This window comes from Luteolibacter sp. Y139 (assembly GCF_038066715.1).
GTDB classification, from domain to species: Bacteria; Verrucomicrobiota; Verrucomicrobiia; order Verrucomicrobiales; family Akkermansiaceae; genus Haloferula; species Haloferula soli.
The window spans coordinates 262,377-287,585 of the sequence record NZ_JBBUKT010000007.1; the positions used below are offsets into that span (position 1 = coordinate 262,377).

Genomic DNA, 25,209 nt, shown 5'->3' on the forward strand with positions numbered 1-25,209 from the left:
ATCTGTCGGACAGCTACTCGATTGAGTGGGCGATGGTTCCCGTGTGGCCGGATGCATCAACGGGCCAGCCACAAAGCGGGTTGGGTGATGGCGATATTGCGTCGCACTTCGGCGTCCTTCGGATCGGCGTCCAAGGTTTTCCAGAGGTCCACGTAGCGGGATTCACGGCAGGCAAGGCCGGCAAAGAGCAGGCATGGCTGGCGTGCGGGCCAGCCGTCCCACGCCTGGACATCGTGCGGGTGAGGCCAGGTGGCCTTGTCCGCGAGATAGGGATGGAGGAATGCCACGGCTCGCTTGATGCCGCGGCCATCGGCGAGCTCGAAGTCCCACAGGCTGTCCTCCGATGTGGATAGTACTTGGCAAAGGGTGGCCATGTTATCGAGCTGGAAGATCGAGTAGCCGTAGGGCTTGGTGCGGGCGAGTTCCTGGGGGAAGCTGCCGTCCTCCGCCATCTGTGTGGGCACGAAGGCGTCCTTGAAGCGCTGGCGGCATTTGGCGAGTTGTGCTTCGTCGCTGGTGAACCCGGCGAAGACTGCGAGCTGCAGGAAATAGGCGACGGCGTGATTGTTCTTCGTCGCTGCCTCTTCCTTGCCGTTCTTGCTTTGGGTCATCCATTTCGCGTAATCGCTGAACCACAAGCGGAGGCCTTTGCGCAGTTCCGGGGTGAAGGCCGGCGAATTCTCCATCGCCTCCACGGCCTTGGGGATTTCGATGAGGTGAAGCGTGTCGATGATGCCAATGCCGCGCCCGCGGGTGACGCCCGGGATGGCCTGGGCATACTCGAGGTTGGGATTCATCCGCGTGGAAGGATCGAGAAAGAAGGTCTCTAACAGGGCGGCCGCCTTTGCCGGATACTTCGGGTCTCCGGTGGCCAGCCATGCTGCGGCGAGTGCGGCCACGGCGTCTCGCAACTCGCGCATGGTGTCCCGGTGAGCGGTGAAGTTCTCGGGATTGGTTTCGCCGTCGCGCTTGATGTAGGGCAGGCCGTCCGGCTTCTTTGGATCGGGCCACCAGTAGTCGCCGTTGGAGTAGAAGTCGTTTGGTCCGCCTTCACTGAGCTTGGCGCGGTGGCTGGTGATGGTGAGGGGTTGCTGCTTCAACGCAGCTTCAGCGGCGATGAGGATGCGCTCGCGATCATGGGCGAGGACTTCGCGCAAGTTCGCCCTCGAGGCCTGCATCCACGGCGGGCCGGTGTCGGCGGCGGTGAGCGGTCGTGCGGTGGCGGGGGCTTGGGAAATTTGGTCGCAGCCGGCATCGAAGCGGCCGATGCGGGGCTGGCCATCGAGATCGGTGGTGATTCCGGGAAAGGGGTCCGCCACCGATTGCAAGGGGCTGCCGGGGGAAGGCCGCCCTACCTCACAGGAGTCGCGGGTGAGCATCAGGTCGACCTTGCGGGCGTGCTCGTCGACGCGGTTGGTGAAATTGCCGGTCCAGTGAAACCCCGCGCCTTGGGTGCCTCGCGTCAGCTCTGCTTGCTGGGGGAGCGAGAAGACATTGTTCGCGATGACGATGCTCTCCGGCCTCAGGGTACGGCCGGCACTGCCGAAGCCGGCATCGAGCTCGATGGCAGCGCCGGGTGAATCGATGATCGTGTTGAACACCACGGCGACATTGCGCGCCTCGACGTAGCCGGTGGCCGGGCCATCGGGAATTCCAGCGGTGAGGCGGATCGCACCATCGGCGACGGAGTCGATGTAGTTGTTCGCGACGACATGGTCCTGGCCGATCACGCGGATGCCGCCGGAGCCGCGCTTGAGGTGGCCGAAGAAGAAGTTTCCCTCCACGCGGCAGCGATTCCCGTGACGCAGCGTGAGGAAGCCGGCGCAGTCTCGGAAGGTGTTCGCGCGGTAGATGTTGTCGCAGGACTTGTTAGAGATCACCTCGATCTCGCCATCGCAGCGCTCGAACAGGTTGTGTTCGACATTAGTGGCGGACGAGAGCATGGCCTGATGGCTGTAGCCGATGCGGATCGTCTCGCCGCCATTGCGCCCGAGCGGTGGTCGTTCGCCGAAATGATTGTGATCGAAGCGATGCTGGTTCGGGCTTTCCTCGACCTCGACTTGCACGGTCGGGCCCTCGGTGGTCTTGCCGGAGAAGAGGCACTGGTCCACGCGGTGGCGCTGGCCGGAGAGGTGCAGGTAGTTCTTCTGCTTGCCGCCGGTGATGGCGCAGCTGGTGAGGCGGTTGTCGCGGCCTTTGATCTCGATGTTGCCATCCTTCACCCACAGGCCGGAGACCACGAGATGGTCGCCATCGATCTCAAGCGATGAATCCTCTTCAAGGAACGTCGTGCCGGAGGTGGCGGCGCGAAGGGTGATCGGGTGATCTTCCGTGCCCTTGGCCTGGAAACGGATCTGCTGGTGTTTCCACGAGCCGTCCGCCATCACCACGGTGTCACCCGGGGACAATGATAGTCCTGCCAGCTCCGCGGCCGAGGAAACGCGGTGCTCGGCCGCACGGGCGAAGGTGAGGCAGAGCAGGACCGGAAGAAGCCGTCGAAACATGACGGCCCACCATCCGGCAAGAAGCCATTCACGGAACAGCTACTCGTGTGAGTAGCCGCGGGCTAACAGATATATCGTCAGTTCCCGGGAAACGGGTCGGCATTGAGCCGGGTCTGGATTTCCTCGACCGGGATCGCCGGCTTTGCGGGGGGATCGGCGCGGCGGATCACGGCCAGACCCAGGGCGGTGAGGATGGTCAAGACCACGAGCATGAAGAGCGCGACCCGCGAGCCTTTCGGCACCTTGGAAAACATCCGCTTCACGCGTGCTTCGAGTCCGCTCTCGTGAGCCATGGCCAGTGCGGTTGCGGGTGAGCGGGTCGAGGCTGCGAGATCGCAGAGGACGTTCGCGTAGCGCTCCGCGCCCATGCCATCGGCGAGCACTTGCTCGTCACAGGCGAATTCGCATTGGTCGCCCAGGCGACGGGCCATCCACCACACGAGAGGATTGAACCAGTGGAGGGTGCAGGCCACGGCACCGATCGCACGGAGCAGGGGATCGCGGCGTTGGTGATGTTTGATTTCGTGGGCCAGGACGGCCTCGCGGGTTTCTTGAGGCCACTCCTGCCACACGACGGGGACGAAGACCACCGGCTTGAGAATGCCTGCGGCAATGGGGCTGGTGATGCTCTCTAACAAGCGGATGTCGACCAGTGCGTCTCCGGCTTCGCGGGCTTCGATGCGGCGGGAGTTTTTCCGCCATTGATGCAAGACGGTGAGTGCGGCGATCAATCGCAACGAGGCGATCGCAACGCCTGCTCCCCAGATCCATGGGAGCCATCGGGTCCATGACGGTGCCACGCTTTCACTCGGCGCGGCGGCGGGAAGGACTTCCCATTCGGGCAAGAAGAACAGTAGGGGAAAGACCGCGAGCAGTCCCAGTACGAGGAGGGTCAGCCGTGGATCGCGCGCCTCATCGCGCCGGCCGGCGAACCAGACGGCTGCGGTGGCGATCAGTGAAAAGGCGATGGCGGTGGGAAGCATGGATCAACGGGTGGGTTTGGAGCGGCGGGTAGCTGCTTCCGGATGGGCCAGGAGTTTTTCAAGCCGCTCGCGGGAGAGCCAGTCGCGCTTGCCGGTGTCGCGATGCAAGCGCGTGCGTCCGGTGGGGTCGTCGAGGAAGACGGTGAATTGCTCTCCAGCGGCGAGGAGCATGCCGCGTTCTTCGAAGCAGGTGTACCAGGTCCTGTTCGCGGGGAGGTAAATGGGAGCGCGATTCTTGTAATGACGGATCTCGAAACCTTCCGACCGGGCGGTTTCGCGAGCCATTCCAGCAACGGACTTGCCGTTCAGTCTTGCACCTTCCGGCTTCACGAGCCCGCATGAGGCGAAGCAAAAGCTCGCGATTGTTATGAGCGCGAAGGTGAAGGCGCTGGATTTCATGGCTCGTCCGTGTCGATCAATTTGCGGATCCGTTCGATCTCTTCGTTGCTGAGCTGCTGGTCCTTCGGGTCCAACAGGGCTGCGACGAGGTTCTCCGGCTTGCCTTCGAAGAAGGTGGAGAGGAGCTGCTTGAGGGCGGAGCGCTTCGCCTTTCTTTCGGAGACCGCGGGGCGATAGACGTAGCGGCGGGAGTCCTTGCGGAACTCGACAAGGCCTTTTTCCATCATGGTCGCAAGGAGCGCGCGGACGGCGGAGTAGGTTGGCGGTTCCGGCATGTCCTCCATCACCTCCTGGGCCGTGGCTTCACCCCTGCGATAGAGGATGTCCATGACTTGCCGCTCCCGTTTTGCCAGACTTTCCGCGTTGCTCATGGACTTGAAATACGATCGTGCTGGAAAAGCTGCAATTAAAATGTTGGAAAAACAGCACAATGGAATTGACGGGCGAGAGTTGAAGTGCTGTTTTTCCAGCACCATGAAACGCAACATGATTTGGACGGGGTCCCGTGAGCGGGGCGGAGTGCTTGCGCTGGCTTCGGCGCTGGCGGCGATGTGGTTGGCGGGCTGCTCGGTTCCAGGTGGCGTGAACAAGGAGGCCGCGCCTCGGGTGGGTGGATCGTTTGGAGAGTCCAGCCCTTACAAGGTCAAAGCCGATCAGCCCCGCGAGAAGGCCGCCGAGGAGCGCCCGGGGCTCGCCACTACCTTCGGAGATTCGACGCGCTCGGTGTGGAATCGCCAGTCCTTTGTGCGAGCGACGCCATCCAAGCCTGCGGGAATGGGTGTGATTTACTACAACAACAGGGAAGGCATCGACGCGATGACCGGTGGCAAGGACAAGGTGGCCGGTTCGCAAACCGCGGCAGGGGACATGATCGAGTGGGGGATCAGGGGGGGCTTCGGCTACCTGCCGACCTACAACACCTACTACCCGCGCGAGCGGCGCTTTGTGGTCGGCAGTCTCGGGGACAGCTACTCGATCCTTCTGAAGAACCGATGCAAGAGCCGGCTCGAGGTGGTGCTCAGCGTCGATGGACTCGACGTTTTCGACGGCAAGGCGGCGTCATTCTCGAAGCAAGGGTATGTCATCGCGCCGAATGAGACGCTGGAAGTGAAAGGCTGGCGGACGAGTCCGGACACGGTCGCTCGATTCAGGTTCTCCTCGGTGGGTGGATCCTATGCGAACCTCGCCCATGGCGATCATCGGAACGTTGGCGTGATCGGAATGGCGGTGTTTGCAGAGAAGGGTGTGGATCCTTGGACCTGGATGCCGCGCGAGGTGAATGATCGGCTGGATGCGAATCCGTTCGCGAAGGCTCCGTATTGAACTCAGGCGGCCGAAGTGCGGCGGTCATAGACGCCGCTACATCAAATGAAGAAAGGCGTGAGCCGTCATCCCCCCCGGAATTTCGACTCACGCCTTTTCTGGTTTTTCACGGGGCACCCGAAGGCGATCCGGTCGTCTGAAGTCCCCCCGGAACTCATGGCGATAGGAAGCAGCGCTTGGGTTTCCCGCTGGCTGGACGGTAGCCAGAGGCTGCCGGACAGGTTGGTGAAAAATGCCCGATAAATGGGTATTGGCGAGAAAGAAAGTGGGAACGGGGGAGAAACTTACTCACATCCATTCACAATCCGCCTCATGCGTTCGATTGAAACGATGCTTTATTGGTCTTTTTTACCAATCAAGTCCTCGATGCTGTCCTGCAGGCGGCTCAAAAGTGCTTCATCGGACACTTTCTTGCCGTCACGGGTGGTGATGTAGATCGTGTCCATCGCCGCACCCTTTTCGGTCGAGATCCGCGCGTTGGCGGTGTTGAGACCGTAGGTGTTGATGGCGTGGAAGAGATCGTGGAGCAATCCGATGCGGTCGACTGCCTGGATTTCGATCGCGGTGAAGGACGGGTGCAGGTTGTTCGAAATGTAGGCGCGAACGGGGAATTGCATGCCGTGGTCGTCCTTCGGACGCAGCAGGTTCGGCTTGCGGCGGAAGTAGCGGGCATGCTCGTACTTCTCCAGCAGGCCGACCTCGCGGAGGGTGGAGGACAGGCGCTTGCGGAGGGCCAGGTCAGAGACCGGCTCGAAGTTCGTGGTGCAGACGCGGAAGATATCCAGCACGATGCCATCGGCCCGGGTGAAGAAGTCGGCGGAGAGAATGTTGAGTTCCTCCGACGCGAGCGCGCAGCAGATCTTCTCTAACAGGAGCGGCCGGTCATGGGTTGCGATGACCAGCTCGGTGTAGCCTTTCTCCGGGCTATCGAGCCACTGGAGCGAGCACTCGAAGTTGTCCTCCTCGGCCTTCGGGCCGAGTTTCATCACGGCCTTCACATGGGCGGCCACGGCGTCGGCCTCGCGGAAACGGAAGTAGGCTTCCGGCATGCGGCGGAAGTGCTCTTCGATGGCGTCTTCCGCCTCCTCCTTGAGCTGGGCTTTGACCTCGTCCTTGAGGGCCTTCTTCTCGGTGCGGATGGAGGCGGCGTAGCGTTCCTTGCCCTCCTTGAGAAAGAGCCGGGTACTGGAGTGAAGCTGGAGCATCAGGGTTTCCTTCCAGCTCGTCCACCCTTCGGAGTTGGTGCCGTTCGAGTCCGCGTAGGTGAAGAGCAACAGCAGATCGAGGCGAGCCGGTGTTTTGACGATGCGGGCAAACTCGGAGACCACGTCCGGATCTTCGATATTCCGGGTGGTGGCGAAGCGCCAGAAGGTCAGGTGGTGGTCCACCAGATACATGATCAGCGCGCGGCGCGGCCCGTGGACCTGCAGGCGATTGCAAAGGCGGACCGCGAGCATCGCGGAGCCGTCGATGTGCTCGCGGACATTCTCGGCGCGGCCGGTATCGTGCAGGATCAGTGCGAGGTAGAGCGCGTAGGGGTCCTCGGCTTCGTGGAAGAGGCGGCGGTAGATTTCCTTCTTCGGGTCGTCGCTGCCCACCAATGCGTCGAGTTCCTCGATGCAGCGCAGGGTGTGCTCGTCCGCGGTGTAGCGGTGGAAGAACTCATGCTGCACGAGGCAATCGAGCGCGCCGAACTCGGGCAGGTAGCGGCCGAGAACGCCGACGCGGTGCATCAGGCGGAGGGTGCGGGCGACGTCGCCCTTGCGCTCAAGAATGCCTTGGAAGGTGTCGCGATTGATCTTGGCGTAGCGGAAGGGGCGGTCGATCGCGTCGCGGTGTGCCTTGACCAGCTTGCGTATCGGCGGGCTGAGCTTGAGGCCACGCAGCTGGCAATGCTGGAACATCCTCATCATCCGATTGGGATCGTCGGTGAAGATTTCGTTGTTCGTCGGGTAGATGCGGCCATCGCGCGCGACGAAGCCGTCGAACTCCTCACGCTTCTTCGGCCGGAGCATCAGGAAGGATTTCAGCCCGGTCACGGGAACCTCTTCCTGCTCGATCTCAAAGGCCTCCATCAGCGAGCCGGTGTGCTGATAGAGCGACCGGGTGTGGAGATAGTAGTCTCGCATGAAGGCCTCCGTGCGGCGGAGGATGCTGCGCTGGGGGTAGTTGAAGTTCGTGGCGACGACGCCTTGGAGGCGCAGCGTGAGTTGTTCGCTGGCTTTCCCCGCCTGATAGTGGAGTTCGTTGCGGACTCGATTGAGGAAATCGTAGGCGGACTCGATCTTGCGGTGGGCGCGGGCGGTGAGCAGGCGGTCGTCGACGAGGTCGCGCAGATCGGCGCTGCCGCGTTTCACGCGGGCAACCCAGCGGATATTGTGATAGTCGCGCATGCCGCCGCAGCCCTCCTTCACGTTCGGCTCCTGGAGGAAGACGGTCTTGGAATACTTCTGGTGGCGGCTGCGGAGGTCCTGGCGGCGGAGTTCGAAGAATGCCTCCTGGCCTTTTGCCAAACATTCCTTGTCGAATCGGCTCTGGAACTCGGCGAAGAGCTTCTTGTCGCCGGCGATCATGCGAGCCTCGATCAGTGCGGTCTTGTTCTCCTGGTCCGCTTTGGCCTGTTCCAAGCATTCGGCCACCGAGCGGCAGGCGTGGCCGACCTTGAAGCCGACATCCCACATCAGGTAGAGGATTTCCTGGATCAGCGAGGTGAGGTCCTCCGGGAGCTTGTTCGATGCGCGGGGAAGGAGGAACAGCAGGTCGATGTCCGAGCACGGATTGAGCGTGCCGCGGCCGTAGCCGCCGACGGCGACCAGCGCGAGCACCGGAGCTTCCTTGCGTTTCGACAGGGCGAGGTCGAAGAGGGAGCGCAGTACCACATCAAGCAGCTCGGCCCGGGCGCTGGCGATTTCGATGCCACCGGCTCCGGCGCCGTGGCGGAGCTTGATGCGGTGCTCCTCGATCTTCAGGAAGCGCTTGTAGAGGGCGATTCTTTCGGCAGGAGAGAGGTGGCCTTGCACGGCCGGCTTGAGGGCCGTCTTCGCGTGGGCCTGAAGGGTCTTCAAATGGGTGGACATCCGCTAGGTGCAGACTGCGCCGATTTCAGCCCCGGTCAAGGCGGCGTGCCTGCGGTTTGCGGCAGGAACTTGGCCAAGGGATTGTCGGGTAGCGCCTTGAGGCCGTCGATCACGGCTTGGGCATTGAGCTTGGAGCCCTCGGCGTTGGTGTGGGTGCCCTTGTCGGCAAAGAGGGCCTCCACTTCCGCGGGCTTCATGGCGGCGTAGCGGGTGCCGACAAGGTCAGCGAGGTCGAGGTAGAGCGCGCCCTCTGCGGCGGCGCAGTCCTTCACCCAGCCGCGCCACTGGTCCCAATCGGGGACGAACTTGCCCTCGCGGTCGAATTTCTTGTGCGGGACCGGCGAGCACAGGACCACGGTGGCTCCCTTCGCCTTGGCAGTGTGGGCGTAGTGCTTGAGATACCAGCCGAAGCTGTGGACGGTTTCCGTGGTGCCGTCGGGCTTTTTCACCTGCTCGGTTTCGTCGTCGATGCCCTTCACCGAGCCGCGGAATTTGCCGCGCTCGTCGAGGGGGCCGACGTCGTTGTGGCCGAATTGAATCAGCACGATATCGCCGGGCTTCATGGTCTTCAGCATGTCGTCCCAGCGGCCTTCATTGAAAAAGGTCCGTGCCGAGCGACCGCCGATGGCGCGGTTCACGACCTGGATTTTCGTGGTGTCGACGAGACCGGGGATGTCCTGACCCCAGCCACGCATCGTGCCCTGATTCTTTACCGTCGAATCTCCGGCGATCCAGAGCGTGGGCAGTGCGGATGCCGGGACCTCTTTCTTCACCTGCGAGTCGTCCACGACCGGCCGTTCATCCTGGGCGGAGAGCAGCAGCGGTGCGGCGGCGAGGAGCACTAGCAAGCGGCGGAAGGAGCGTTGGGTCATGGTGACAAGATACCCGGATCGGTGATCCTACCCATTGCCCCGAACGGGTAATCTGACAAGCTGGCAGGGACCGATCCATGCTCTGGCCATGCGCCCGCACTTCCTTTTCGCTGTTCCGCTTCTCGTCACGCCGCTTCATGCTGGAACCGGCCCTTGGAAATTCGACTTCGGCAGTGGCAAGCCCGCGCTGGGTTTCACTGCGGTGCATGTGGGCGAGCGCTATGACGAGGCGAAGGGGCTTGGCTTCGATCTGGTCGGCAAGCCGACAGAGGAGGGCGACCACGTCACGGGTGCGGGTGGTTATTTCTTTTCGCTCGCGGTGCCGGAAGGTTGCTACGAGGTGACCGTGGTGCCTGCGAAAGGGGCTGACCTGACGGTGAAGGCGGAGTCGCGGCGATTGATGTTAGAGGATGTCCATGAGGCCGCGAAGTTCACGGTGCATGTGCGGCAGCCCGCTTATCCGGGGGGCTCGGTGAAGCTGAAGGATCGCGAGAAGCCTTACCTTCACTGGGATAACAAGCTCACGCTCGAATTCAACGGACCGAAGCCTGATGTGGATCGCATCGAGATTCGCGCGGTGGAGGTGCCGGTCATTCATATCCTCGGTGACTCGACGGTGACGGACCAGACCAACGAGCCGTGGAATTCGTGGGGGCAGATGTTGCCACGTTTCTTCGGTCCGGCGGTGGCGGTGGCGAATCACGCGGAGTCGGGTGAGTCGATCCGCAGCTCGCTTGGCGCGAAGCGTTTCGAGAAGGTCTATCGATCGTTGAAGAAGGGCGACTACGTGATGGTCCAGTTCGGCCACAATGACATGAAGGACAAGAAGCCGGATGCGCTTGCGACGTATCGCTCGGATCTGATGGCGATCGTGAAGCAGGTTCGGGAGTTGGGCGGGACGCCGGTGCTGATCACTTCAATGGAGCGCAAGGGCGGGGTGACCAACGACACGCTGGGAGGCTATCCGGATGCGGTCCGCTCGGTGGCGAAGGAGCTGGATGTGGCGCTGATCGATCTGCATGCGATGAGCCGGACGTTCTATCAGGCGCTGGGCGACAAGATCGGCGGGGCGTTTCAGGATGGGACGCATCACAACAACTACGGCAGCTACGAGCTCGCGAAGTGTGTAGTGGAAGGCATTCGCGCGAAGGTGCCGGAGTTGGCGAAACAACTGCGGCCGGAGGTGACGCGCTTTGATCCGGCGAAACCGGACAAATTGGAGGATTTCCACTATCCGGCGAGTCCGATGATGGATCTCACCAAGCCGGATGGGAACTGAGGGAGATGGCAGCCGTTAGACGCGTGAGGTCTCCCGTTGGGAGACGAAGCCCTTGCTCGCCTTACCCGGCACTTCGTGCCGGGCTTTTATGAGCCGTCCCGTTGGGACGAAGAGTGGAGGCGTCGGTTGAGACGAAGAGCTGTGGCCGCTAGTCAGCGACGGTCATAGACGCGCCGCTACATTTTCAGAGGCCGCCGCTGCATTCCTTGATGGCCTTTGCTTTTGCGGCATCGAGGACGGCTTGCTGGTCGCGCAGCGAATCCAGGCAGGCGTCGACGAGACCTTCATCGAGCGCGTGCACGTCCTGGCCGATGCCGGCGTCACGCAGCAGGAGGACGGTAAGTTCACCGCCGAGGTGCTCGCGGAATTCTTCCAGGCCGAGGTGCACCAGGCGGCGGCCGTTGGTGTCGCGGAGGTCGAGCGCCTCGTGCCACAGGGGAAGCTTGAGGCCGGAGATGACGTCGATGACTCGCTCTGCCACGCACTCGCGCAAGAGGCCACAGCGTGCCGAGTAAAGCGTATCGAGCGCAGCGCCGATCGCCACGGCATGAGCATGGCTGAGAGTGAAGCCGCTGAGCTGTTCCAGCTTGTGAGCGGACCAGTGGCCGAAGTCGAGCGGGCGGCTGCTGCCGGTTTCGAAAGGATCGCCGCCTTGGGCGATGTGGCGGGCATGGAGCAGTGCGGATTTCTCGACGCATTCTTCCAGTGCCGCGGGAACAAGAGCTGCAAGGTTTTCGACCTGCTTCTCGATCCACTCGAAGAAGCTGCCGTCCTTCACGAGGGCTACTTTCACAGCCTCGATCAAGCCGGCGCGGCAGGTCTCTTCGTCCTGGCTGACGAGAAAAGTGAAGTCATTGATGACCGCGAAGGGAACGGCAAAGGCGCCGATCCAGTTCTTCTTGCCGAAGCCATTGATGGCGCACTTCACGCCCACGCCGCTGTCATCCTGCGAGAGCGTGGTGGTGGGGAAGCGCACCAGGCGCACGCCGCGATGGGCGGTGGCCACGGCGTAGCCGACGGCGTCGAGGAACGCTCCGCCACCGATGACGATCACGTAGGAGTGGCGGTCGACGTGCTCGCGGTCGATCAGGCCCCAGACGCGCCGGACCAAATCGTCATCCGCCTTCACGGCCTCGCCGCCGGGCAGAATGTGAATCCCGCGCCAGTCGAAACCGAGGTCGGCGAAGTAGGTCTCGATCCGCCGGGAGAGCTCCGGCCAGGCCTTGGCGACGCTTTCCTCGACGGTCACCAGCACGCGCCGGCCTTCCCCTTCGGTCAGGATTTCTCCTAACAAGGTATTGCCTGCCGAGAAGGCATCGCGCGTGAAACAAACGCGGTGCTTGAAGGTGACGGGAATCTGGAAATCGTGGCGGGACATCGTTTGTGACGGGCGAAAAGTGCCCTTGATACGATCGCAAGCCAACCATTCTTATCCCATGATGGAGCGTCAGGAACCGGAGACTTTGTTTGAAACCCGCTGGCTGGGATTGTACCGGATCGGCAAGTGGGACTTCGCCAAACGGCCGAATGCGGACGCCGCCGTGGGGATCCTGGCGGTGACGCCGGACGACGAGGTGGTGATGATCGAGCAATTCCGGGTGCCGGTGCAGCGCAAGGTCATCGAAATCCCGGCCGGTCTGGTGGGGGACGAGGATGAATTCCGGGGTGAGGATTTGGCCGCGACGGCGGGCCGGGAGCTGCTGGAGGAGACCGGCTACCGGGCGGGCAAGATCGAGCTGCTGTTAGCTTCGCCGACGTCTGCCGGGATGACTTCGGAGCTCAGCCACCTTTTTTACGCCACGGACCTGGTGAAGGAGACCGAGGGCGGCGGCACCGAGCACGAGGACATCAAGGTCCACCTGGTGCCGCGGGGCGAGCTGCGGGCGTGGCTGAAGGCGAAGGAAGCGGAGGGCTATCTGCTAGACCTGAAGATCCATGCCGCGCTTTGGGCGGCAGGGATCTGACGTAGCGTAGCGGAAGCTCTGCGAGCTTCCGGTTGGGCGGGGCTTGAAGGGAAATCGCTAGCGGTTTGCTGGGTTTGGTCCGCACCCCGCCGGAACGACGCAGTCGTTCCGCTACCAGAAGCGCCCCGCTACAGGCTCACTTGCCTTCCCAGTCGCCGAAGGCGCGGAACTTGGCGTAGCGCGCGTCGAGGAGCTGCTGGGTGTTCAGCTTTGCGAGTTCGTCGAGATTCGAAAGGATCGCCTCGCTCAGGGCTGCGGCGGTGGCGGCGTGGTCGTGGTGAGCACCGCCGGTCGGCTCGGCAATGACGCCATCGACGAGGCCGAGCTTCAGGAGATCGGGGGCGGCGAGTTTCATCGCCTCGGCGGCTTCGGGAGCGTGCTTGCGATGCTTCCAGAGAATCGCGGCACAGCCTTCCGGGCTGATCACCGAGTAGTAGGCGTTTTCCAACATCAGCACCCGGTCGGCCACGCCGATGCCGAGGGCTCCGCCGGAGCCGCCTTCACCGAGCACGACGGCGACGACCGGCACTTTCAGCAGCATCATCTCGCGGAGATTGAAGGCGATCGCTTCGGCGATATTCCGCTCTTCGGCGCCGATGCCAGGGTAGGCGCCCGGGGTGTCGATCATTGCGATGACGGGCAGGCTGAATTTCTCGGCGAGCTTCATCAGGCGCATCGCCTTGCGGTAGCCTTCCGGGTGGGCGCTGCCGAAGTTGCGGTGGAGGTTTTCCTTGGTATTGCGGCCTTTCTGGTGGCCGATCACGACCACGCGGCGACCGCCGATGCGGGCAAAACCACCGGGCATGGAATGATCATCGCCGATGTGCCGGTCCCCGTGCAGTTCGCAGAAATCGGAGAAGGCATGAGCGATGTAATCGAGCATGAAGGGCCGCTGGGTATGACGGGCGATCTGCACGCGTTGCCAAGGAGTCAGGTTTTCGTAAATCGCCTGGCGGGTTTCAGCCAGCTTGGCCTCCATGCTGGCGATATCGGCAGACATGTCGATATTCTGTGAGGCCGCCTTGACGCGGAGCTTTTCCAGCTCGCGTTCGAGTTCGGCGATCGGCTTTTCGAATTCCAGCAATTGCATGCGTCGGTGACAGTGAAAGTGGCGGCGGGAAGAGGCTAGGGAGCGGCGGTGCGGATTTCCACCTCATTCCCTCTACGGAGGAGTAGCGCGAGTTCCTCAGCGTCTTCGATCGAGAGCTGGAAGCCGGGACCGGGTCCAGCGGCGGGATGGGCATCCTTGTCGCTGTCGTCATCGGGACGGGCGGAGCGGATCTGCAGCGAGGTCTTTTCGAGGGCGAAAACCTTTTCGGACTCGCGGTATTCCTTCGTGCCGGGAGTGAACCGCCGGTCGCCGATGATGCCGGACTGGGAGGAAATCTTGGTCACCATGCCCGCCTTGTGCGACCCCAGGTCTGCAGAGAGGAGGGAATATTCCTTGATGAATTGGCCGGCCTTCCACAGCGAGAGCGCCTTGCGGCCGGGCTCGATGAGCACCCTGAGATCCAGCGGCATCACCACCAGTTCCTCGGCCGGCTGGAGACCCTTGAGGTCCATCAGGCCGTTGAGGTGCATGATGCAGTCGAGCGAGGTATTGTGCTTGGAGGCGATGCCGGAGAAATTTTCACCGGGCCGCACGATGTGGACCTCCTTGCCCTCCATGTGAACGGCGGATAGCAGGTCATCCATATTCATCTCGCCGACGATGCGGCGGGCCTCGGGGGCGGCTTTCGAGCGCGGGTAGGTGCTGACGACATTCTGGAGTCGCTCGCGGGCACCCGGGAGATCGCCCACGGCGATCATCTCGCTCGCTTTCTCGAAGATCTTCGCACCGGGGTCAATGTCCGGCAGATTGGCATTTGCCTTGGGCAGGGAAACGACCGGTTTGGGATCGTTTTTCACCGGGACCAACTCGGAGAAAGGTCCTCCGAGAGGCTCATTCACGACGTGCCAGACCAGCAGGCCGGTGAAAACGGTGACCGCAAGGACCACCGCGCCAGCCACCAGTTTGATCAAGGTCCAGAGACGCATTCGGGACGGGGTGTATCAGAGCAATCCGCGCCTGTGGAGATCGAAGCGGTTGATCGGCAGCGATTGCCGGATCATCTCGAAGGCGAACTTGAAAATGGATACTTCCCACGCGTCATCGACGCCTTCGATGATCGCTTGGGCGGGATTGCCGGTGCGACGGGCCTCTTCCAGCACGCGTTCGCGCACGGCATCGAGCGTATCGTGGACGATTTCCTCGTGGACCTTGCCGCTGCGGAAACGGAAGCCGTAGCGGAGGAAGGCGAGGTCCTTGCCCTCGGCCTTGAGCTTTTCGAGCAAGGCTTCCATCCGCTCGCGGGCCTTGTCGCCGAAGCCTTCCAGCTCGATCTCCTGCATCGACTCCGGCCGGAGGATTCGCGGACGCATGGCCTCCACCTCGCCTGTGCGCACCCGGATCTCGCCGGTCCGGTCCATCAGCTCGCTGAGCAGGAGAAACTCGAACCGGGTATCGCCGAAGGTATCGATCCGACGGTCCGGCTCGAGCAGGACGCGGGTCGTCTCCAGCGCGTATTGGATGTTGTCAGTCGAGTGCATCGGGCGGCGGCATCGTCCGCGATTTCCGGAGAAGTGCAAAAAAAAGGCAGACTCACGGGGGAGTCCGCCCTTTCGGGAAAAAGCGCGAGCGGTGGCGCTCAGCTCTGGGACTTGATGTAGGTCACCACATCGCCCACGGACTGGAGCTTCTCGGCTTCTTCATCCGGCACTTCGATTTCGAACTCTTCTTCGAAGGCCATCACCAGTTCGACCGTGTCAAGGGAGTCAGCACCGAGGTCTTCGATGAACTTGGCCTCCAGGGTCACCTGGTCGGCGTTGACGCCGAGCTGGTCGACGATGATGTCCTTCACGCGGTCTTCGATGCTCTTTTCAGACATTTTGGGGTGTGCTTGGTAGTTGAAGCTGTGCGGGAGGGCTTAACGATCCCTTTGGACCTTGGCAACCCCGAAAAGTAATGTGCTGCGAACGGCTCAGGAGGCTGGTTCGGCGGGCTTTGCGGGCTCTTCCGACTCGGTTACGTACTCGATGAGTTCGCCGGAAAAGTTTTCCCTAAGGCGTCGCATAAGCCGCTCGGCGGGCTCATCGTCCTCTTTCTTGAAGCCGCCATAGGTCAGTCCGTCGATCCGCAGCTTGCGATCGCTGCCGCCCGGAGTCCTGGCCCATGCGAAGGCCAGTCCCTTGGTATCCCATCTCCGCAGGTCCAGACTGGAGAGATCGGCAAAGGGAATCTTGCCCCCGGAAGCCGGGTAAAAGGCCTCGCCATCGATGGCCAGGCTGCGGCCCAGCGTGCGCAGCAGCACGAAGAGCGCCCCCACGGCCAGCACGAGGCAGATCCCGAAGACCACCCATTGTTCGGTGATCTTGCGCTGCGGGTAGTCGTGATCCGGCACGTCCTTTTTGATATCTGCCTCCAGGCGATATTCGTTGAAAAGCTTGCCCTGCTCCTGGTCGAGGGAGGCCTTCATCGCTTCATAGTCATGAAGCTTTTCCGGCCATGGCATGGGCACTGGCGTCCCCTCGGGAACCGGGACCGGGGCGACATCCTTCTGGTCCTTGGAGGCATGGGGAAGGAAATCCACCGACTGCTGGGAGGCGTAGGCCCGCCAGCTCTCCGGCGTCAGCTCGGCTTGCTTGGCCTTGAATTCGCTGGTCGCCCGCTCGAAGGCCTTGGAGAGGTGGAAGGCGAGGTTTTCCTCGCGGTAACCCCATTTGGCATCGCGGAAAAACAGGACCGAGAAGATGCCGAACATCAGCAGCATCGCAGCCGCACGGAGCAGGAACCAGGGGGTGGGTTTGCAGACGATGCGATCGCTCATGGAGGCGGAAGTCCGGGTGAGGAAAGCGGTCGGGGGGGAGCTTGGCAAGCCCGGGTGGCTGGCGCGCCGGGTGACGAAATCGGCTGACGGAGGGAATGGGGAAGGGGCGGTATCCCGCTTTGACGAGACCGGCTCCCGGTCCCATGCTTCCGCGGTCCGTGAGTTTTTCCGCCCATTTTGCCACCGCCCTTGAGCAGAAATCGCCGCTGCTCCGCCGTTTCGAGCGGCTCATCGCCCCCGTTTCCGACCGCGATCTGGAAGCGCTGGCGCGGGAGAGCCAGAAGCTGACGCGCCATCATTTCGGCCGCACCATGCGGCTGTTCGCGCCGCTGTATCTCTCGAACGAGTGTGTGAATAACTGCTCTTACTGCGGCTTTTCCCGCGACAATGGGATCCTGCGGGTGACCCTGACCGTGGAGCAGGTGGTCCGTGAGGCGAAGTTCCTCCATGATCTCGGCTTCCGAAATATCCTGCTGGTCGCCGGCGAGCACCCGAAGTTCGTCTCCGATGGCTATGTCCAGGAGTGCATCGACGCGATCAAGGGGATGTTTCCGACCGTAGGTCTCGAGATCGGACCGATGGAGGATGACCAGTATGCCGAGATCGTCCGTCATGGGGCGGAGGGGCTGGTGGTCTATCAGGAAACCTACCACCGCGAGACTTACCAGCGCCTGCACACCGCGGGGCCGAAGAAGAATTTCGACTGGCGGCTGGATTGTCCGGAGCGGGCGTATGCGGGTGGCTTCCGTCGGATCGGCATCGGCGCGTTGTTCGGCCTGGCCGATTGGCGGCATGAGGCGCTCTCGCTGGCCGCGCATCTGGAGTATCTCTACAAGCACTGCTGGAAGGCGCAGTTCACCGTGGCCTTCCCGCGGATGAAGCCGTATGCGGGCAACTATCAGTATCAGCCGGACCCGGATTTTTACCTTTCGGACCGTGCGCTCGTTCAACTGGTGGCTGCCTTCCGCGTGTGTTTCCCGCAAGCAGGCGTGGTCCTCTCCACGCGTGAGCCTGCATCGCTGCGCGATGCGCTCGCGCCGCTGGGGGTGACGCACATGTCGGCCGGTGCTCGTACCGAGCCCGGTGGCTACACGGGTGCTGGCAGCGATGATCTTCACCTCACGGTGAAGGGCCGCCGCGTGGAGCTGGAGAAGACCACGGGCTGCGAGAAGGCAACCGAGCAATTCAAGATCGATGATATCCGCAGCGCCGCGGAAGTCGCCGCGATGCTCCGCGGCAAGCAGCTCGATCCGGTGTGGAAGGATTGGGACGAAGCGATTCTGACACCATGACTCTTCAACTCAACGGACAAGCCCGCTCGTTTGCCGCGTCGGCTTTCACCGTCTCAACGCTTCTCGAAGCGCTCGATCTGGGAGGCAAGCCCGTGGTGGTGGAGCTTGATCGCGAGCCGGTGTTTCCCGCGGACTACGCCGCCACCGCGGTGCGCGATGGCGCGAACGTCGAGATCGTGACCATCGCGGCGGGCGGATAGGACCAGTCTCGTGGCATTGCTCTAACCAAGCATGAGTCATGGGGGCAAAAGCCTCTCGACCGGTTTGGGCCGGGAATTTATATCAGGGATCGTGAAAGTCGCGCTCTCCCTCCGGCTGCTGTTGTTGGTTTTGAGTTCTTCCGCCCTAGCGGAAGAACTCACCACGGTGGATGGGAAGGTTTACCAGAATTACAGGGTGACGAGCCTTGAGGCCGATGGCCTGTCCATTCTCCATGACGGAGGCTCCGCGAAGGTTCCGTACGAGGGTATCCCCGACGAGCTCAGGCTGCGGTATGGTTATTTCAAGGGCTGTACCTTGACCGCGAATGACGGGACCGTTTACCGCGATTATGTGGTCGTGAAATCGAACAGCGACGGGCTGCTTGTCATTCACGATGGCGGCATGGTCCAGCTCGCGTGGACCTCTCTGCCGGAGAGCGCGAAGAAGCACCACGGCTTCGGACTCACCACGATGGTCACCACGGATGGCAAGGTCTACCGCAACTACGTGGTTACGAGAAAGACTCCGGAGGGACTTACCATTCGTCATGACCAGGGCGTGACCACCATCTCCCTCGACCTAATTCCGGCGGAGGTCGGCCTGCTCTACGGCTCCGGCAAGCACCAGGTGCTGCCCACGATGGATGGGAAGGAATACCGGAATGCGGAGGTGGTGGAGGCCACGGCGGATGGCGCATTGGTTGTCCACGACCAAGGGAAGATCAAACTCGCGTGGGGACTTCTACCCGAGGAGATCAGGACCCGATACGGCTACGAGTGCCGCCATCTGATGACCACGGAAGGGATCATCTATCGGAACTACTCGATCGTGGCGACGACTACGCGAGGGCTGAGCATCCGTCACGAGAGAGGCGGTGTCACGGTGCCATTCGCCGAACTCCCTCCCGGTCTGAAGGCGCTGTCCAACCCGGATCCCGACGTCGACCTGCTCACCTTGGATGGGAAACTCTACCGCAAGTATATCATCACCGGCAGGACTTCCACGGGGCTGGCCATCCAACACGAAGGTGGAGCCGCCATGATTCTCTTCAAAAACCTGCCGGAGGATTTGAGGGATTGGCAACCCGGTGCCAAGGATGGCAAGGGACTCGCTGAGGAGAAAGATGGGATGGATCCCGTCATCCCTCCTCACGATCCGGAGAAGGACCTGGTCACCTTGGATGGTGAGGTTTACCACAACTACTCGGTGAGGAAGGTCGAGCCGGACGGGCTGTCGATCCTGCATGATGCCGGAGCGACGAAGGTCGACTTCGAGCGTCTGTCGACGGAGATCCAGAAGCGCTACAACTACGATCCCTTCGACGCGTACGATCATGATCAGGCGGAGGCGAAGCTTCAGCGAGAGGCGGACATGCAGCACGAAGCTGCGGTCAAAGAGGCCCATGACGAGGCCGCGAAAGCTGCCGCGGAAAGGAAGTTTACGGAAGCCTTCGCCCGTTCCGCTTCACGCGTCCAAATCCAGCCGGGGCTCGAAAGCTTCGGCGTCTGCAATGGCACGTGGGGAAAAACTCCCGCCTCGCTTCAGGCTGCTGGTGTCCAGGACTACGTTGGCGGGCTGGCTTGCAACATGATCCAAGGGAGGATCGGCATGGTCCCGGTATTTTCCGGGAAGATCAAGAAGGGTGATCGCAAGGCTTGGGTGTTTGATGGAATTGCAGTTCCTTCGTTTGTCCACCTCTCTCCGGAAGAGCTCGGAAATCTCAGCGGGACGGGTGACCTCGTGTTCAGTCAGCCCGACGGGAGAATCACCAAGCTCAGCTATGAGCATAAAGTCTGGCGTATCGGAAAAGTGAAGATGGTGGGCGTTACCGGGGCGGCGGCAGTGTTTCCGAACTATACGACTTCCAGCTCCCTGGCGGAGAAGTTCTACCGCAAGCACGGTTTCCCCGCGAAGTCCTCGGAGTTGGTCTTGGAGTGGTCGGCCGTTTATCAGTGATACTTTGTCCGGCTGCTCCCGGCTCCCGCTCTTCTTCACAGGTCAGACCTGTTTTCCCTGCTTCTTTCGAAGCATGCCTTCCTGATAGTCCTTCCGCGCTTCGTCGCGGCGTGCGCGTTCCTTTCTCCGGCATTCACGACAGCGGATGGCGATGCGTTCCCAGACCGCGCCGAGTTCCTCATGCCACCATTTCTGTTGGGCTCCGGTCCAGATTTGGCGGCTCCCGCAATCGATGCAGGTAAAGGGATAGTTGAGGTAGTATTTGCCAGCCAGCGTAGGGGCGTCCCGGAAGGGCATCACGCCACACAAATTGATCTTCGTGTAATCAATTGGCGGGAGTTCCCGAGCCATCGCCTCTCTTTTGATGGCCAAGTCTTCCTCGGTTGCCTCTGTCTGGCGTCGTTTCCAGTATTTACGGAATTTCCTCGCGACCCTTTCCTCGCGCTTCTTTCGTGAACTCGCCATTCAAGGGCGTTTTAGCATGGCGACGTTCCCATGCCCACGACAAGATTCGTGCGAGCCAAGGGCTATCACCGGACCGCCTCCAGCTTCGCTTTCAATTCAGTGACCTTATCGGGATGCTCTGATGCGAGGTTGGTCTTTTCTCCGGGATCCGTGGAAAGATCGTAGAGTTGTCCCGTGGGTTCGTTGCCGAGTTCCGTGTTGGTGGCCTCGCTGCGCTTGGCTCCTTGGCCCGGCGGGATGAACTTCCAATCGCCGGCTCGGATGGCGAGCTGGCTGGCGTGCTCGATGACTTCGGCACGTCCTTGATTCGACTCGCCTAACAGGGTTGCTGATGCATCGCGGCTGTCGGGGAAGGTCGCCTCAGCACCGGCGATGGCGGCGAAGGTTTTCGCGAAGTCGATCTGGCTGAGCATGGCGTTGCTGGTGGTGCCTGCTTTCACTTTGGCGGGCCAGCGGACGATGGTCGGCACGCGGGTGCCGCCTTCGAAGATGCTGTACTTTCCGCCGCGGAAAGGTCCGGCGGGCTTGTGGTCGCCGAGTTTTTTGACGGCTTCATCCTTGTAGCCGTCATCGATCACCGGGCCGTTGTCGCTGGAGAGGATGACCAATGTGTTCTCGGCGAGCTTCAGGTCATCGAGTGCCTTGAGCACTTCGCCGACCTGCCAATCGGCCTGGACGATCGAATCACCACGCGGGCCCATGGTGGTCTTGCCGATGAAGCGGGGATTGGGGACCCGCGGCACGTGGATATCGTGCATGGCGTAGTAGAGGAAGAAGGGCTTGTCCTTGGATTCGTGAATGAAGCGCACGGCTTGCGCGCAGAAGTGGTCGGCCATGTCCTCATCCTTCCATAAGGCCTTGGCGCCGCCCTTCATGTAGCCGATACGGCCGATGCCATTGACGACCGCCATGTTGTGGCCGTGGCTCCAGTCGAGCTTCAGTTCCTCTCGATCGCTCACGCCGGTGGGCAGGCCGGGGAAGGGCTTCTCGTAGGAGACCTCGATGGGGTCGGCGGAATCGAGGTTCACCACCTTGCCATCCTCGACATAGACGCAGGGGACGCGGTCGCCGGTGGCGGCCATGATGTGGGAAAAGTCGAAGCCGACGGCGTTCGGCGAGAGCTTGATCGGCTGGTTCCAATTGACGCCTTCCTTGCCTCCGAGGCCGAGGTGCCACTTGCCGACGACTCCGGTGCGATAGCCGGCCTTATGCAAGGTCGCGGGTAGCGTCGGCTGAGCGGGGTCGATGATCATCGCGGCATCGCCCGGGAGAATCCCGGTGCCTTTCTGACGCCACGCGTATTTTCCCGTGAGCAGCGAAAACCGCGAGGGGGTGCAGGTCGCGGAGGTGGCGTAGCCGGCGGTGAAATTGAGGCCCTCCTTGGCGATACGGTCGATGTTCGGGGTCTGCACCGCAGTCGCGCCGTTGCACGAGACATCGCCGAAGCCTAGATCGTCGGCGTAGATGAGAACGATGTTCGGCTTCTCTGCTGCAATCAGCGTGAACGGCAGCAGGATGAGTGAGGTGATCAATTTCACGGGCTGAAAATACGGATTGATGACGGTTTTCCATCAGCAAATGTGCCCAGCCGCGAGGGTGTGACGCGAAATCGCTCGCGATTCCGGCGTCGCTACTCCCACCAGCCGCAGGTCCGGTCCTGCTCGGCGCAGACGATTTCCACGCTCGCCAAGGCTCCTCTCACCGCTGAGGCGGCGGTGATGGGGCAATTGCAGTCGCGGCTGAGGTGGCCGAGCACCACGCGACGGAGGCCGGCGGGGGCGAGTTCGGCGACGAGCGCCGCGGTCTGGGCGTTGGAAAGGTGGCCGTGGCGCGAGGAAATCCGCTGCTTGGTGGACCAGGGGCGCTTGGTATCCGCCTCCAGCAGGGCATCGTCGTAGTTCGCTTCCACGAACAGCGCGTGAACGCCGCGCAGGCGTTCCGCGATGAGCTTGGTGACGTGACCGGTATCGCTCAGCAGGCCGAAGGCCCGTTCCTCGTGGCGGAACACGTAACCGACCGGCTCCACGGCATCGTGGGGCACGGCGAACGACTGCACGGACAAGCCATTGAAGCTGAACTGTGCGCCGGATTCGAAGATCTTCCAGGAGGCGGTGTCGACGCCTCCGCCGCGGACGACCATGGCGGTGGACGGGGTCGCGTAGACCGGCACCGGCAGGTTTTTCATCATCACCCGCAAGCCGCGGATGTGGTCGCCGTGCTCGTGAGTCAGGAGCACGGCGTTGAGGCTGGCGGGGTCGATGCCACTGGCCTTCATGCGGTCGGTCAGTTGCTTCGCCGAGAGCCCGGCATCGATGAGCACGCGAATGCCGCCGGCCTCGACGACCGCCGCATTTCCCGCACTTCCGCTGCCCAGAACGATGAACCGCACGAGGGGGAGGAAAAAGCTCCGGGCGGGGAGTGCAAGTGCCAAAATGAACGGTCGTAGTTCTCCGTGTTGGCGCTTGGAAATCCTTCCGTCGAGAGCCATCCTCCCGGGGTCGTGAGGCACATCCGCATCATCCACAAGCTCCGGACACTGGTGGCGCTGCTGGTGTTCGCCGGAATGCTGGCGGCGGGTTACTCGCTGTGGTGGGCCAATCAGACCGGTTTGCCGGATTCGTGGCGCACGGAAATCGAGAAGGCGCTGGCCGGGCGAGGCCTCCATGCGGACATCCAAGGGCTGAGATATTGGCCTTTCAAGGGGGTGCAGGCCGATGAGGTGGTGATTTATGGTGACGAGACGCGGCAGCGGGTGCTGGCTCGGGTGAAAGAGGTGGTGATGGACATCGACCGAACGAAGCTGGCCCGCGGTCAGGTGCGGGTGGAGCGGTTGGACTTGAAAGGCGGTTCTCTATCGCTGCCGGCGGATCCCCTCGATCCGCAATCGAAGGTGCTGGAAGTGAAGAACGCCAGCGGCCGACTGTTGATGCCAGGGGGACGGCGCTTCGAAGTGATCGGCGCGAAGGGCGAGGTGAACGGGATCCAACTGGAATTCGAGGCGCTGATCCTGGGTTATCGCCAGCGGCCCTCTGGCACGGACCTTGAGAACGAGCAGGCGCGAGCCAACCGGAGAAAGCAGCTCACGCGAGTGATCGATCTGTTAGAGCCATGGCAATTCGATGCTGCCGCGCCGCCGGTGATCCGGTTGCGGGTGGAAGGTGACCTGGATGATCCGAAGACGGTGCGGGCGGATGTTTTCGTGAAGAGCGGTCCTTTGGAGCACGGCGGCGTTTTGCTGAAGAAGATCGAAGCGAAAGGTGAGATGCGCGGTCGCTTGCTGGTGCTGGACTCGCTGCATCTGGAAGATGAGGGAGGGGCCTTGTCCGGCCGGATGGAGTACGACATGAACGACCGGTCGGGACGTTTCGAGGCGAATTCGAATCTCGAACTGCCGGTGCTGCTGAAGGAATTCGATGCGCCGGGCTGGCTCGATCAGGTGAGTTTCCAGGCGCGTCCGGTGGTATCGACTCAGGGTGAATTCAAGTGGCCGGAGAATGCCAAGCCCTCGATCCACGTGATGGGTCATTTGATGGCGGAGAACTTGCGTTTCCAAGGGCACTCGGCCTCGAAGGTGGAAACCGATGTTTCATGGAACGGCGAGAACGCGTTCCTCGACAACCTGGTGGTGACGCGGCCGGATGGCACCCTGCGAGGGAAGCTGCTGGCGAAGCCGGGGAACGTGCGCTACGACCTCGCGACCAACCTGCGCAAGGGCGTGTGGCGGGGCTTTTTCGACCAGCATCCGCTGGGAAAGATACTCGATGATTTCACCGATCGCGACGACACCACGGTGAATGCTCATGTATTCGGTCGCTTCGATCCGGCAGATCCTCATGACTGGAGCACCAAGGGTGAGGTGCGGGTGACCCACATGGCCTACAAGGGCACGCCTTTCCGGGAGGCGGAGGTGAAGCTGGACCTCAACCACGACTATCTCGACTTCTACGACGGCAAGGTGGAATTCGACTACGCCAACTACGCGATGCGGAAGGAGTTTGGCGGACCGATGACGGGCCGGGCGAAGGCCGAGAGCGTGCGTTGGGACAGTGCGCCGGGGACGCTCACCTTGAAGGGAATCGAGGGGGATTTCTGGCCCGCTCCGGTATTGCGGTGCTTCCTGCCGAAGGTGGCGGATCACTTGGAGCAGTATCGGTTTCACACCCCGCCGAAGTTGAGCGGGGGAGGGGTGATCGGTCTCTTCGAGCGCGGTGCGGGGAAGACGGATTTCCGTGTGAACGGCAGCACCCAGGGACAGGTGACCTATGAGTTTGTTGGGAAAGACCTGCTGCTTTCAGGGCTGAAGACGAAGGTTCAGGTGAAGCCGCACTCGACGGAGATCAGGGACTTGAGCTTCGATCTCTTCGATGGACCGATGCGGGGGAAGTTCGACATTCTGCCGACCGAAGGAGATCACACGAAAGTGAAGGGGGAGCTGGACTGGACGCGGCTGAGCTTGCCGGAGCTTTCGGGGGCGTGCGGGTTTGAAAAGAAGGCCAAGGGTTTCGTGACGGGGCGGATCGAGTTCGAGCATCAGGGCGAGGCCGCTGCTGCCGGCTTGAGTGGCGACGGCTTGATCGCCTTGGAGGATGGCGAGATGTTCTCGGTGCCGATTTTCGGGCCCTTGTCACCGGTGCTGTCGGCGGTACTGGCCAACCGGAAGGCGGGCTTCCAGGAGGCGAAGGACGCGTTCTGTACCTTCAACGTGAAGGAGGGTGTGCTGCGGACCGACGACTTCCTGACGACCACGCCGTCCCTGGTGTTCACCGGGGATGCGACGGCCGACCTGAACCGCTCCACCCTGGACATGACGATCCGGATGAACGCGCGTGGCCTGTTCGGGATCATCACCTTGCCGCTGAAGCCGTTTTACGGGTTGTTCCAGTTCCGGGGCACCGGCCCGATCAAGGAGCCGAAGTGGGACAATGTGATGTTCACCTCGCCGCCGGAAAGCCAGAACGAGCGGCTGCTGGCGCCGCCGCGGGCACGCGATGTCAAGGGTATGGAGAGCCCTTGATTGTAGGCATTTTC

General features: G+C 62.1%; 22 protein-coding genes. 7 read left to right on the plus strand and 15 right to left on the minus strand.

What is annotated here, in order from left to right; all coding sequences use genetic code 11:
- Positions 1-56: 56 nt before the first annotated feature.
- From WKV53_RS18285 to WKV53_RS18300, 4 genes are all read right to left on the minus strand, one after another.
- Complete coding sequence (locus WKV53_RS18285) at positions 57-2,504, minus strand: alginate lyase family protein (RefSeq protein WP_341406226.1); 2,448 nt, start codon at positions 2,502-2,504, stop codon at positions 57-59.
- 77 nt (positions 2,505-2,581) lie between these two features.
- Complete coding sequence (locus tag WKV53_RS18290) at positions 2,582-3,487, minus strand: M56 family metallopeptidase (RefSeq protein WP_341406227.1); 906 nt, start codon at positions 3,485-3,487, stop codon at positions 2,582-2,584.
- 3 nt (positions 3,488-3,490) lie between these two features.
- A complete protein-coding gene (locus WKV53_RS18295) occupies positions 3,491-3,886 on the minus strand; it encodes a hypothetical protein (protein WP_341406228.1) in 396 nt (131 codons plus the stop codon).
- The gene (locus WKV53_RS18300; protein ID WP_341406229.1) at positions 3,883-4,257 is read right to left on the minus strand and encodes a BlaI/MecI/CopY family transcriptional regulator; all 375 of its coding nucleotides are present in this window, start codon (positions 4,255-4,257) and stop codon (positions 3,883-3,885) included. The genes WKV53_RS18295 and WKV53_RS18300 overlap by 4 nt, the downstream gene beginning before the upstream one ends.
- A 103-nt stretch (positions 4,258-4,360) precedes the next feature.
- Between WKV53_RS18300 and WKV53_RS18305 the strand changes: the two genes are divergently transcribed.
- Positions 4,361-5,209 carry a hypothetical protein gene (locus tag WKV53_RS18305; protein WP_341406230.1) on the plus strand — a complete coding sequence of 283 codons (849 nt, stop codon included), beginning with the start codon at positions 4,361-4,363 and terminating at the stop codon, positions 5,207-5,209.
- A gap of 335 nt (positions 5,210-5,544) precedes the next feature.
- On the opposite strand, the gene glnD is transcribed toward WKV53_RS18305, so the two are convergent.
- Positions 5,545-8,286: a [protein-PII] uridylyltransferase gene (glnD, locus tag WKV53_RS18310; protein WP_341406231.1), complete on the minus strand. Its 2,742-nt coding sequence runs from the start codon at positions 8,284-8,286 to the stop codon at positions 5,545-5,547.
- A gap of 35 nt (positions 8,287-8,321) precedes the next feature.
- Positions 8,322-9,158, minus strand: a complete 837-nt coding sequence (locus WKV53_RS18315; protein ID WP_341406232.1) for a rhamnogalacturonan acetylesterase — start codon at positions 9,156-9,158, stop codon at positions 8,322-8,324.
- Positions 9,159-9,246: 88 nt separating this feature from the next.
- Here WKV53_RS18315 and WKV53_RS18320 point away from each other — a divergent pair, with 88 nt between their 5' ends.
- A complete protein-coding gene (locus WKV53_RS18320) occupies positions 9,247-10,437 on the plus strand; it encodes a rhamnogalacturonan acetylesterase (protein WP_341406233.1) in 1,191 nt (396 codons plus the stop codon).
- Positions 10,438-10,621: 184 nt separating this feature from the next.
- On the opposite strand, the gene WKV53_RS18325 is transcribed toward WKV53_RS18320, so the two are convergent.
- The gene (locus tag WKV53_RS18325) at positions 10,622-11,815 is read right to left on the minus strand and encodes a 3-dehydroquinate synthase (protein WP_341406234.1); all 1,194 of its coding nucleotides are present in this window, start codon (positions 11,813-11,815) and stop codon (positions 10,622-10,624) included.
- A gap of 58 nt (positions 11,816-11,873) precedes the next feature.
- On the opposite strand from WKV53_RS18325, the gene WKV53_RS18330 reads away from it, so the two are divergent.
- Complete coding sequence (locus WKV53_RS18330; RefSeq protein WP_341406235.1) at positions 11,874-12,401, plus strand: NUDIX hydrolase; 528 nt, start codon at positions 11,874-11,876, stop codon at positions 12,399-12,401.
- A 136-nt stretch (positions 12,402-12,537) separates the two neighbouring features.
- Here WKV53_RS18330 and WKV53_RS18335 read toward each other — a convergent pair whose 3' ends face one another.
- From WKV53_RS18335 to WKV53_RS18355, 5 genes are all read right to left on the minus strand, one after another.
- On the minus strand, positions 12,538-13,491 hold the full coding sequence (locus WKV53_RS18335) for an acetyl-CoA carboxylase carboxyltransferase subunit alpha (protein WP_341406236.1): 954 nt from the start codon (positions 13,489-13,491) through the stop codon (positions 12,538-12,540).
- Positions 13,492-13,526: 35 nt separating this feature from the next.
- Positions 13,527-14,438 (minus strand): LysM peptidoglycan-binding domain-containing protein, encoded by a 912-nt coding sequence (locus WKV53_RS18340; protein ID WP_341406237.1) that lies wholly within the window; start codon positions 14,436-14,438, stop codon positions 13,527-13,529.
- 15 nt (positions 14,439-14,453) lie between these two features.
- Positions 14,454-14,990 carry a hypothetical protein gene (locus tag WKV53_RS18345; RefSeq protein ID WP_341406238.1) on the minus strand — a complete coding sequence of 179 codons (537 nt, stop codon included), beginning with the start codon at positions 14,988-14,990 and terminating at the stop codon, positions 14,454-14,456.
- A 98-nt stretch (positions 14,991-15,088) separates the two neighbouring features.
- A complete protein-coding gene (locus tag WKV53_RS18350) occupies positions 15,089-15,328 on the minus strand; it encodes an acyl carrier protein (protein ID WP_264488781.1) in 240 nt (79 codons plus the stop codon).
- A gap of 93 nt (positions 15,329-15,421) precedes the next feature.
- The gene (locus WKV53_RS18355; protein WP_341406239.1) at positions 15,422-16,267 is read right to left on the minus strand and encodes a hypothetical protein; all 846 of its coding nucleotides are present in this window, start codon (positions 16,265-16,267) and stop codon (positions 15,422-15,424) included.
- Between the two features lie 158 nt (positions 16,268-16,425).
- On the opposite strand from WKV53_RS18355, the gene thiH reads away from it, so the two are divergent.
- From thiH to WKV53_RS18370, 3 genes are all read left to right on the plus strand, one after another.
- Complete coding sequence (gene thiH / locus WKV53_RS18360) at positions 16,426-17,559, plus strand: 2-iminoacetate synthase ThiH (RefSeq protein ID WP_341406240.1); 1,134 nt, start codon at positions 16,426-16,428, stop codon at positions 17,557-17,559.
- Positions 17,556-17,759, plus strand: a complete 204-nt coding sequence (gene thiS, locus WKV53_RS18365; RefSeq protein ID WP_341406241.1) for a sulfur carrier protein ThiS — start codon at positions 17,556-17,558, stop codon at positions 17,757-17,759. Before thiH ends, thiS begins: the two co-directional genes overlap by 4 nt.
- Before the next feature lie 91 nt (positions 17,760-17,850).
- Entirely contained in the window at positions 17,851-19,716 is a 1,866-nt protein-coding gene (locus WKV53_RS18370) for a hypothetical protein (protein WP_341406242.1), read from the plus strand.
- A gap of 42 nt (positions 19,717-19,758) precedes the next feature.
- Here WKV53_RS18370 and WKV53_RS18375 read toward each other — a convergent pair whose 3' ends face one another.
- From WKV53_RS18375 to WKV53_RS18385, 3 genes are all read right to left on the minus strand, one after another.
- Entirely contained in the window at positions 19,759-20,067 is a 309-nt protein-coding gene (locus WKV53_RS18375) for a zinc-ribbon domain containing protein (RefSeq protein WP_341406243.1), read from the minus strand.
- 179 nt (positions 20,068-20,246) lie between these two features.
- Positions 20,247-21,719: a sulfatase family protein gene (locus WKV53_RS18380; protein WP_341406244.1), complete on the minus strand. Its 1,473-nt coding sequence runs from the start codon at positions 21,717-21,719 to the stop codon at positions 20,247-20,249.
- A 92-nt stretch (positions 21,720-21,811) separates the two neighbouring features.
- On the minus strand, positions 21,812-22,570 hold the full coding sequence (locus WKV53_RS18385) for an MBL fold metallo-hydrolase (protein ID WP_341406245.1): 759 nt from the start codon (positions 22,568-22,570) through the stop codon (positions 21,812-21,814).
- 111 nt (positions 22,571-22,681) lie between these two features.
- Here WKV53_RS18385 and WKV53_RS18390 point away from each other — a divergent pair, with 111 nt between their 5' ends.
- The gene (locus tag WKV53_RS18390; protein ID WP_341406246.1) at positions 22,682-25,195 is read left to right on the plus strand and encodes an AsmA-like C-terminal region-containing protein; all 2,514 of its coding nucleotides are present in this window, start codon (positions 22,682-22,684) and stop codon (positions 25,193-25,195) included.
- Positions 25,196-25,209: the final 14 nt, after the last annotated feature.

Excerpts from the sequence above, each read along its gene's own strand:
- WKV53_RS18285 (WP_341406226.1), bottom strand. The coding sequence starts at position 2,504 with ATGTTTCGACGGCTTCTTCCGGTCCTGCTCTGCCTCACCTTCGCCCGT.
- WKV53_RS18290 (WP_341406227.1), bottom strand. The coding sequence starts at position 3,487 with ATGCTTCCCACCGCCATCGCCTTTTCACTGATCGCCACCGCAGCCGTC.
- WKV53_RS18295 (WP_341406228.1), bottom strand. The coding sequence starts at position 3,886 with ATGAAATCCAGCGCCTTCACCTTCGCGCTCATAACAATCGCGAGCTTT.
- WKV53_RS18300 (WP_341406229.1), bottom strand. The coding sequence starts at position 4,257 with ATGAGCAACGCGGAAAGTCTGGCAAAACGGGAGCGGCAAGTCATGGAC.
- WKV53_RS18305 (WP_341406230.1), top strand. The coding sequence starts at position 4,361 with ATGAAACGCAACATGATTTGGACGGGGTCCCGTGAGCGGGGCGGAGTG.
- glnD (WP_341406231.1), bottom strand. The coding sequence starts at position 8,286 with ATGTCCACCCATTTGAAGACCCTTCAGGCCCACGCGAAGACGGCCCTC.
- WKV53_RS18315 (WP_341406232.1), bottom strand. The coding sequence starts at position 9,158 with ATGACCCAACGCTCCTTCCGCCGCTTGCTAGTGCTCCTCGCCGCCGCA.
- WKV53_RS18320 (WP_341406233.1), top strand. The coding sequence starts at position 9,247 with ATGCGCCCGCACTTCCTTTTCGCTGTTCCGCTTCTCGTCACGCCGCTT.
- WKV53_RS18325 (WP_341406234.1), bottom strand. The coding sequence starts at position 11,815 with ATGTCCCGCCACGATTTCCAGATTCCCGTCACCTTCAAGCACCGCGTT.
- WKV53_RS18330 (WP_341406235.1), top strand. The coding sequence starts at position 11,874 with ATGATGGAGCGTCAGGAACCGGAGACTTTGTTTGAAACCCGCTGGCTG.
- WKV53_RS18335 (WP_341406236.1), bottom strand. The coding sequence starts at position 13,491 with ATGCAATTGCTGGAATTCGAAAAGCCGATCGCCGAACTCGAACGCGAG.
- WKV53_RS18340 (WP_341406237.1), bottom strand. The coding sequence starts at position 14,438 with ATGCGTCTCTGGACCTTGATCAAACTGGTGGCTGGCGCGGTGGTCCTT.
- WKV53_RS18345 (WP_341406238.1), bottom strand. The coding sequence starts at position 14,990 with ATGCACTCGACTGACAACATCCAATACGCGCTGGAGACGACCCGCGTC.
- WKV53_RS18350 (WP_264488781.1), bottom strand. The coding sequence starts at position 15,328 with ATGTCTGAAAAGAGCATCGAAGACCGCGTGAAGGACATCATCGTCGAC.
- WKV53_RS18355 (WP_341406239.1), bottom strand. The coding sequence starts at position 16,267 with ATGAGCGATCGCATCGTCTGCAAACCCACCCCCTGGTTCCTGCTCCGT.
- thiS (WP_341406241.1), top strand. The coding sequence starts at position 17,556 with ATGACTCTTCAACTCAACGGACAAGCCCGCTCGTTTGCCGCGTCGGCT.
- WKV53_RS18375 (WP_341406243.1), bottom strand. The coding sequence starts at position 20,067 with ATGGCTCGGGAACTCCCGCCAATTGATTACACGAAGATCAATTTGTGT.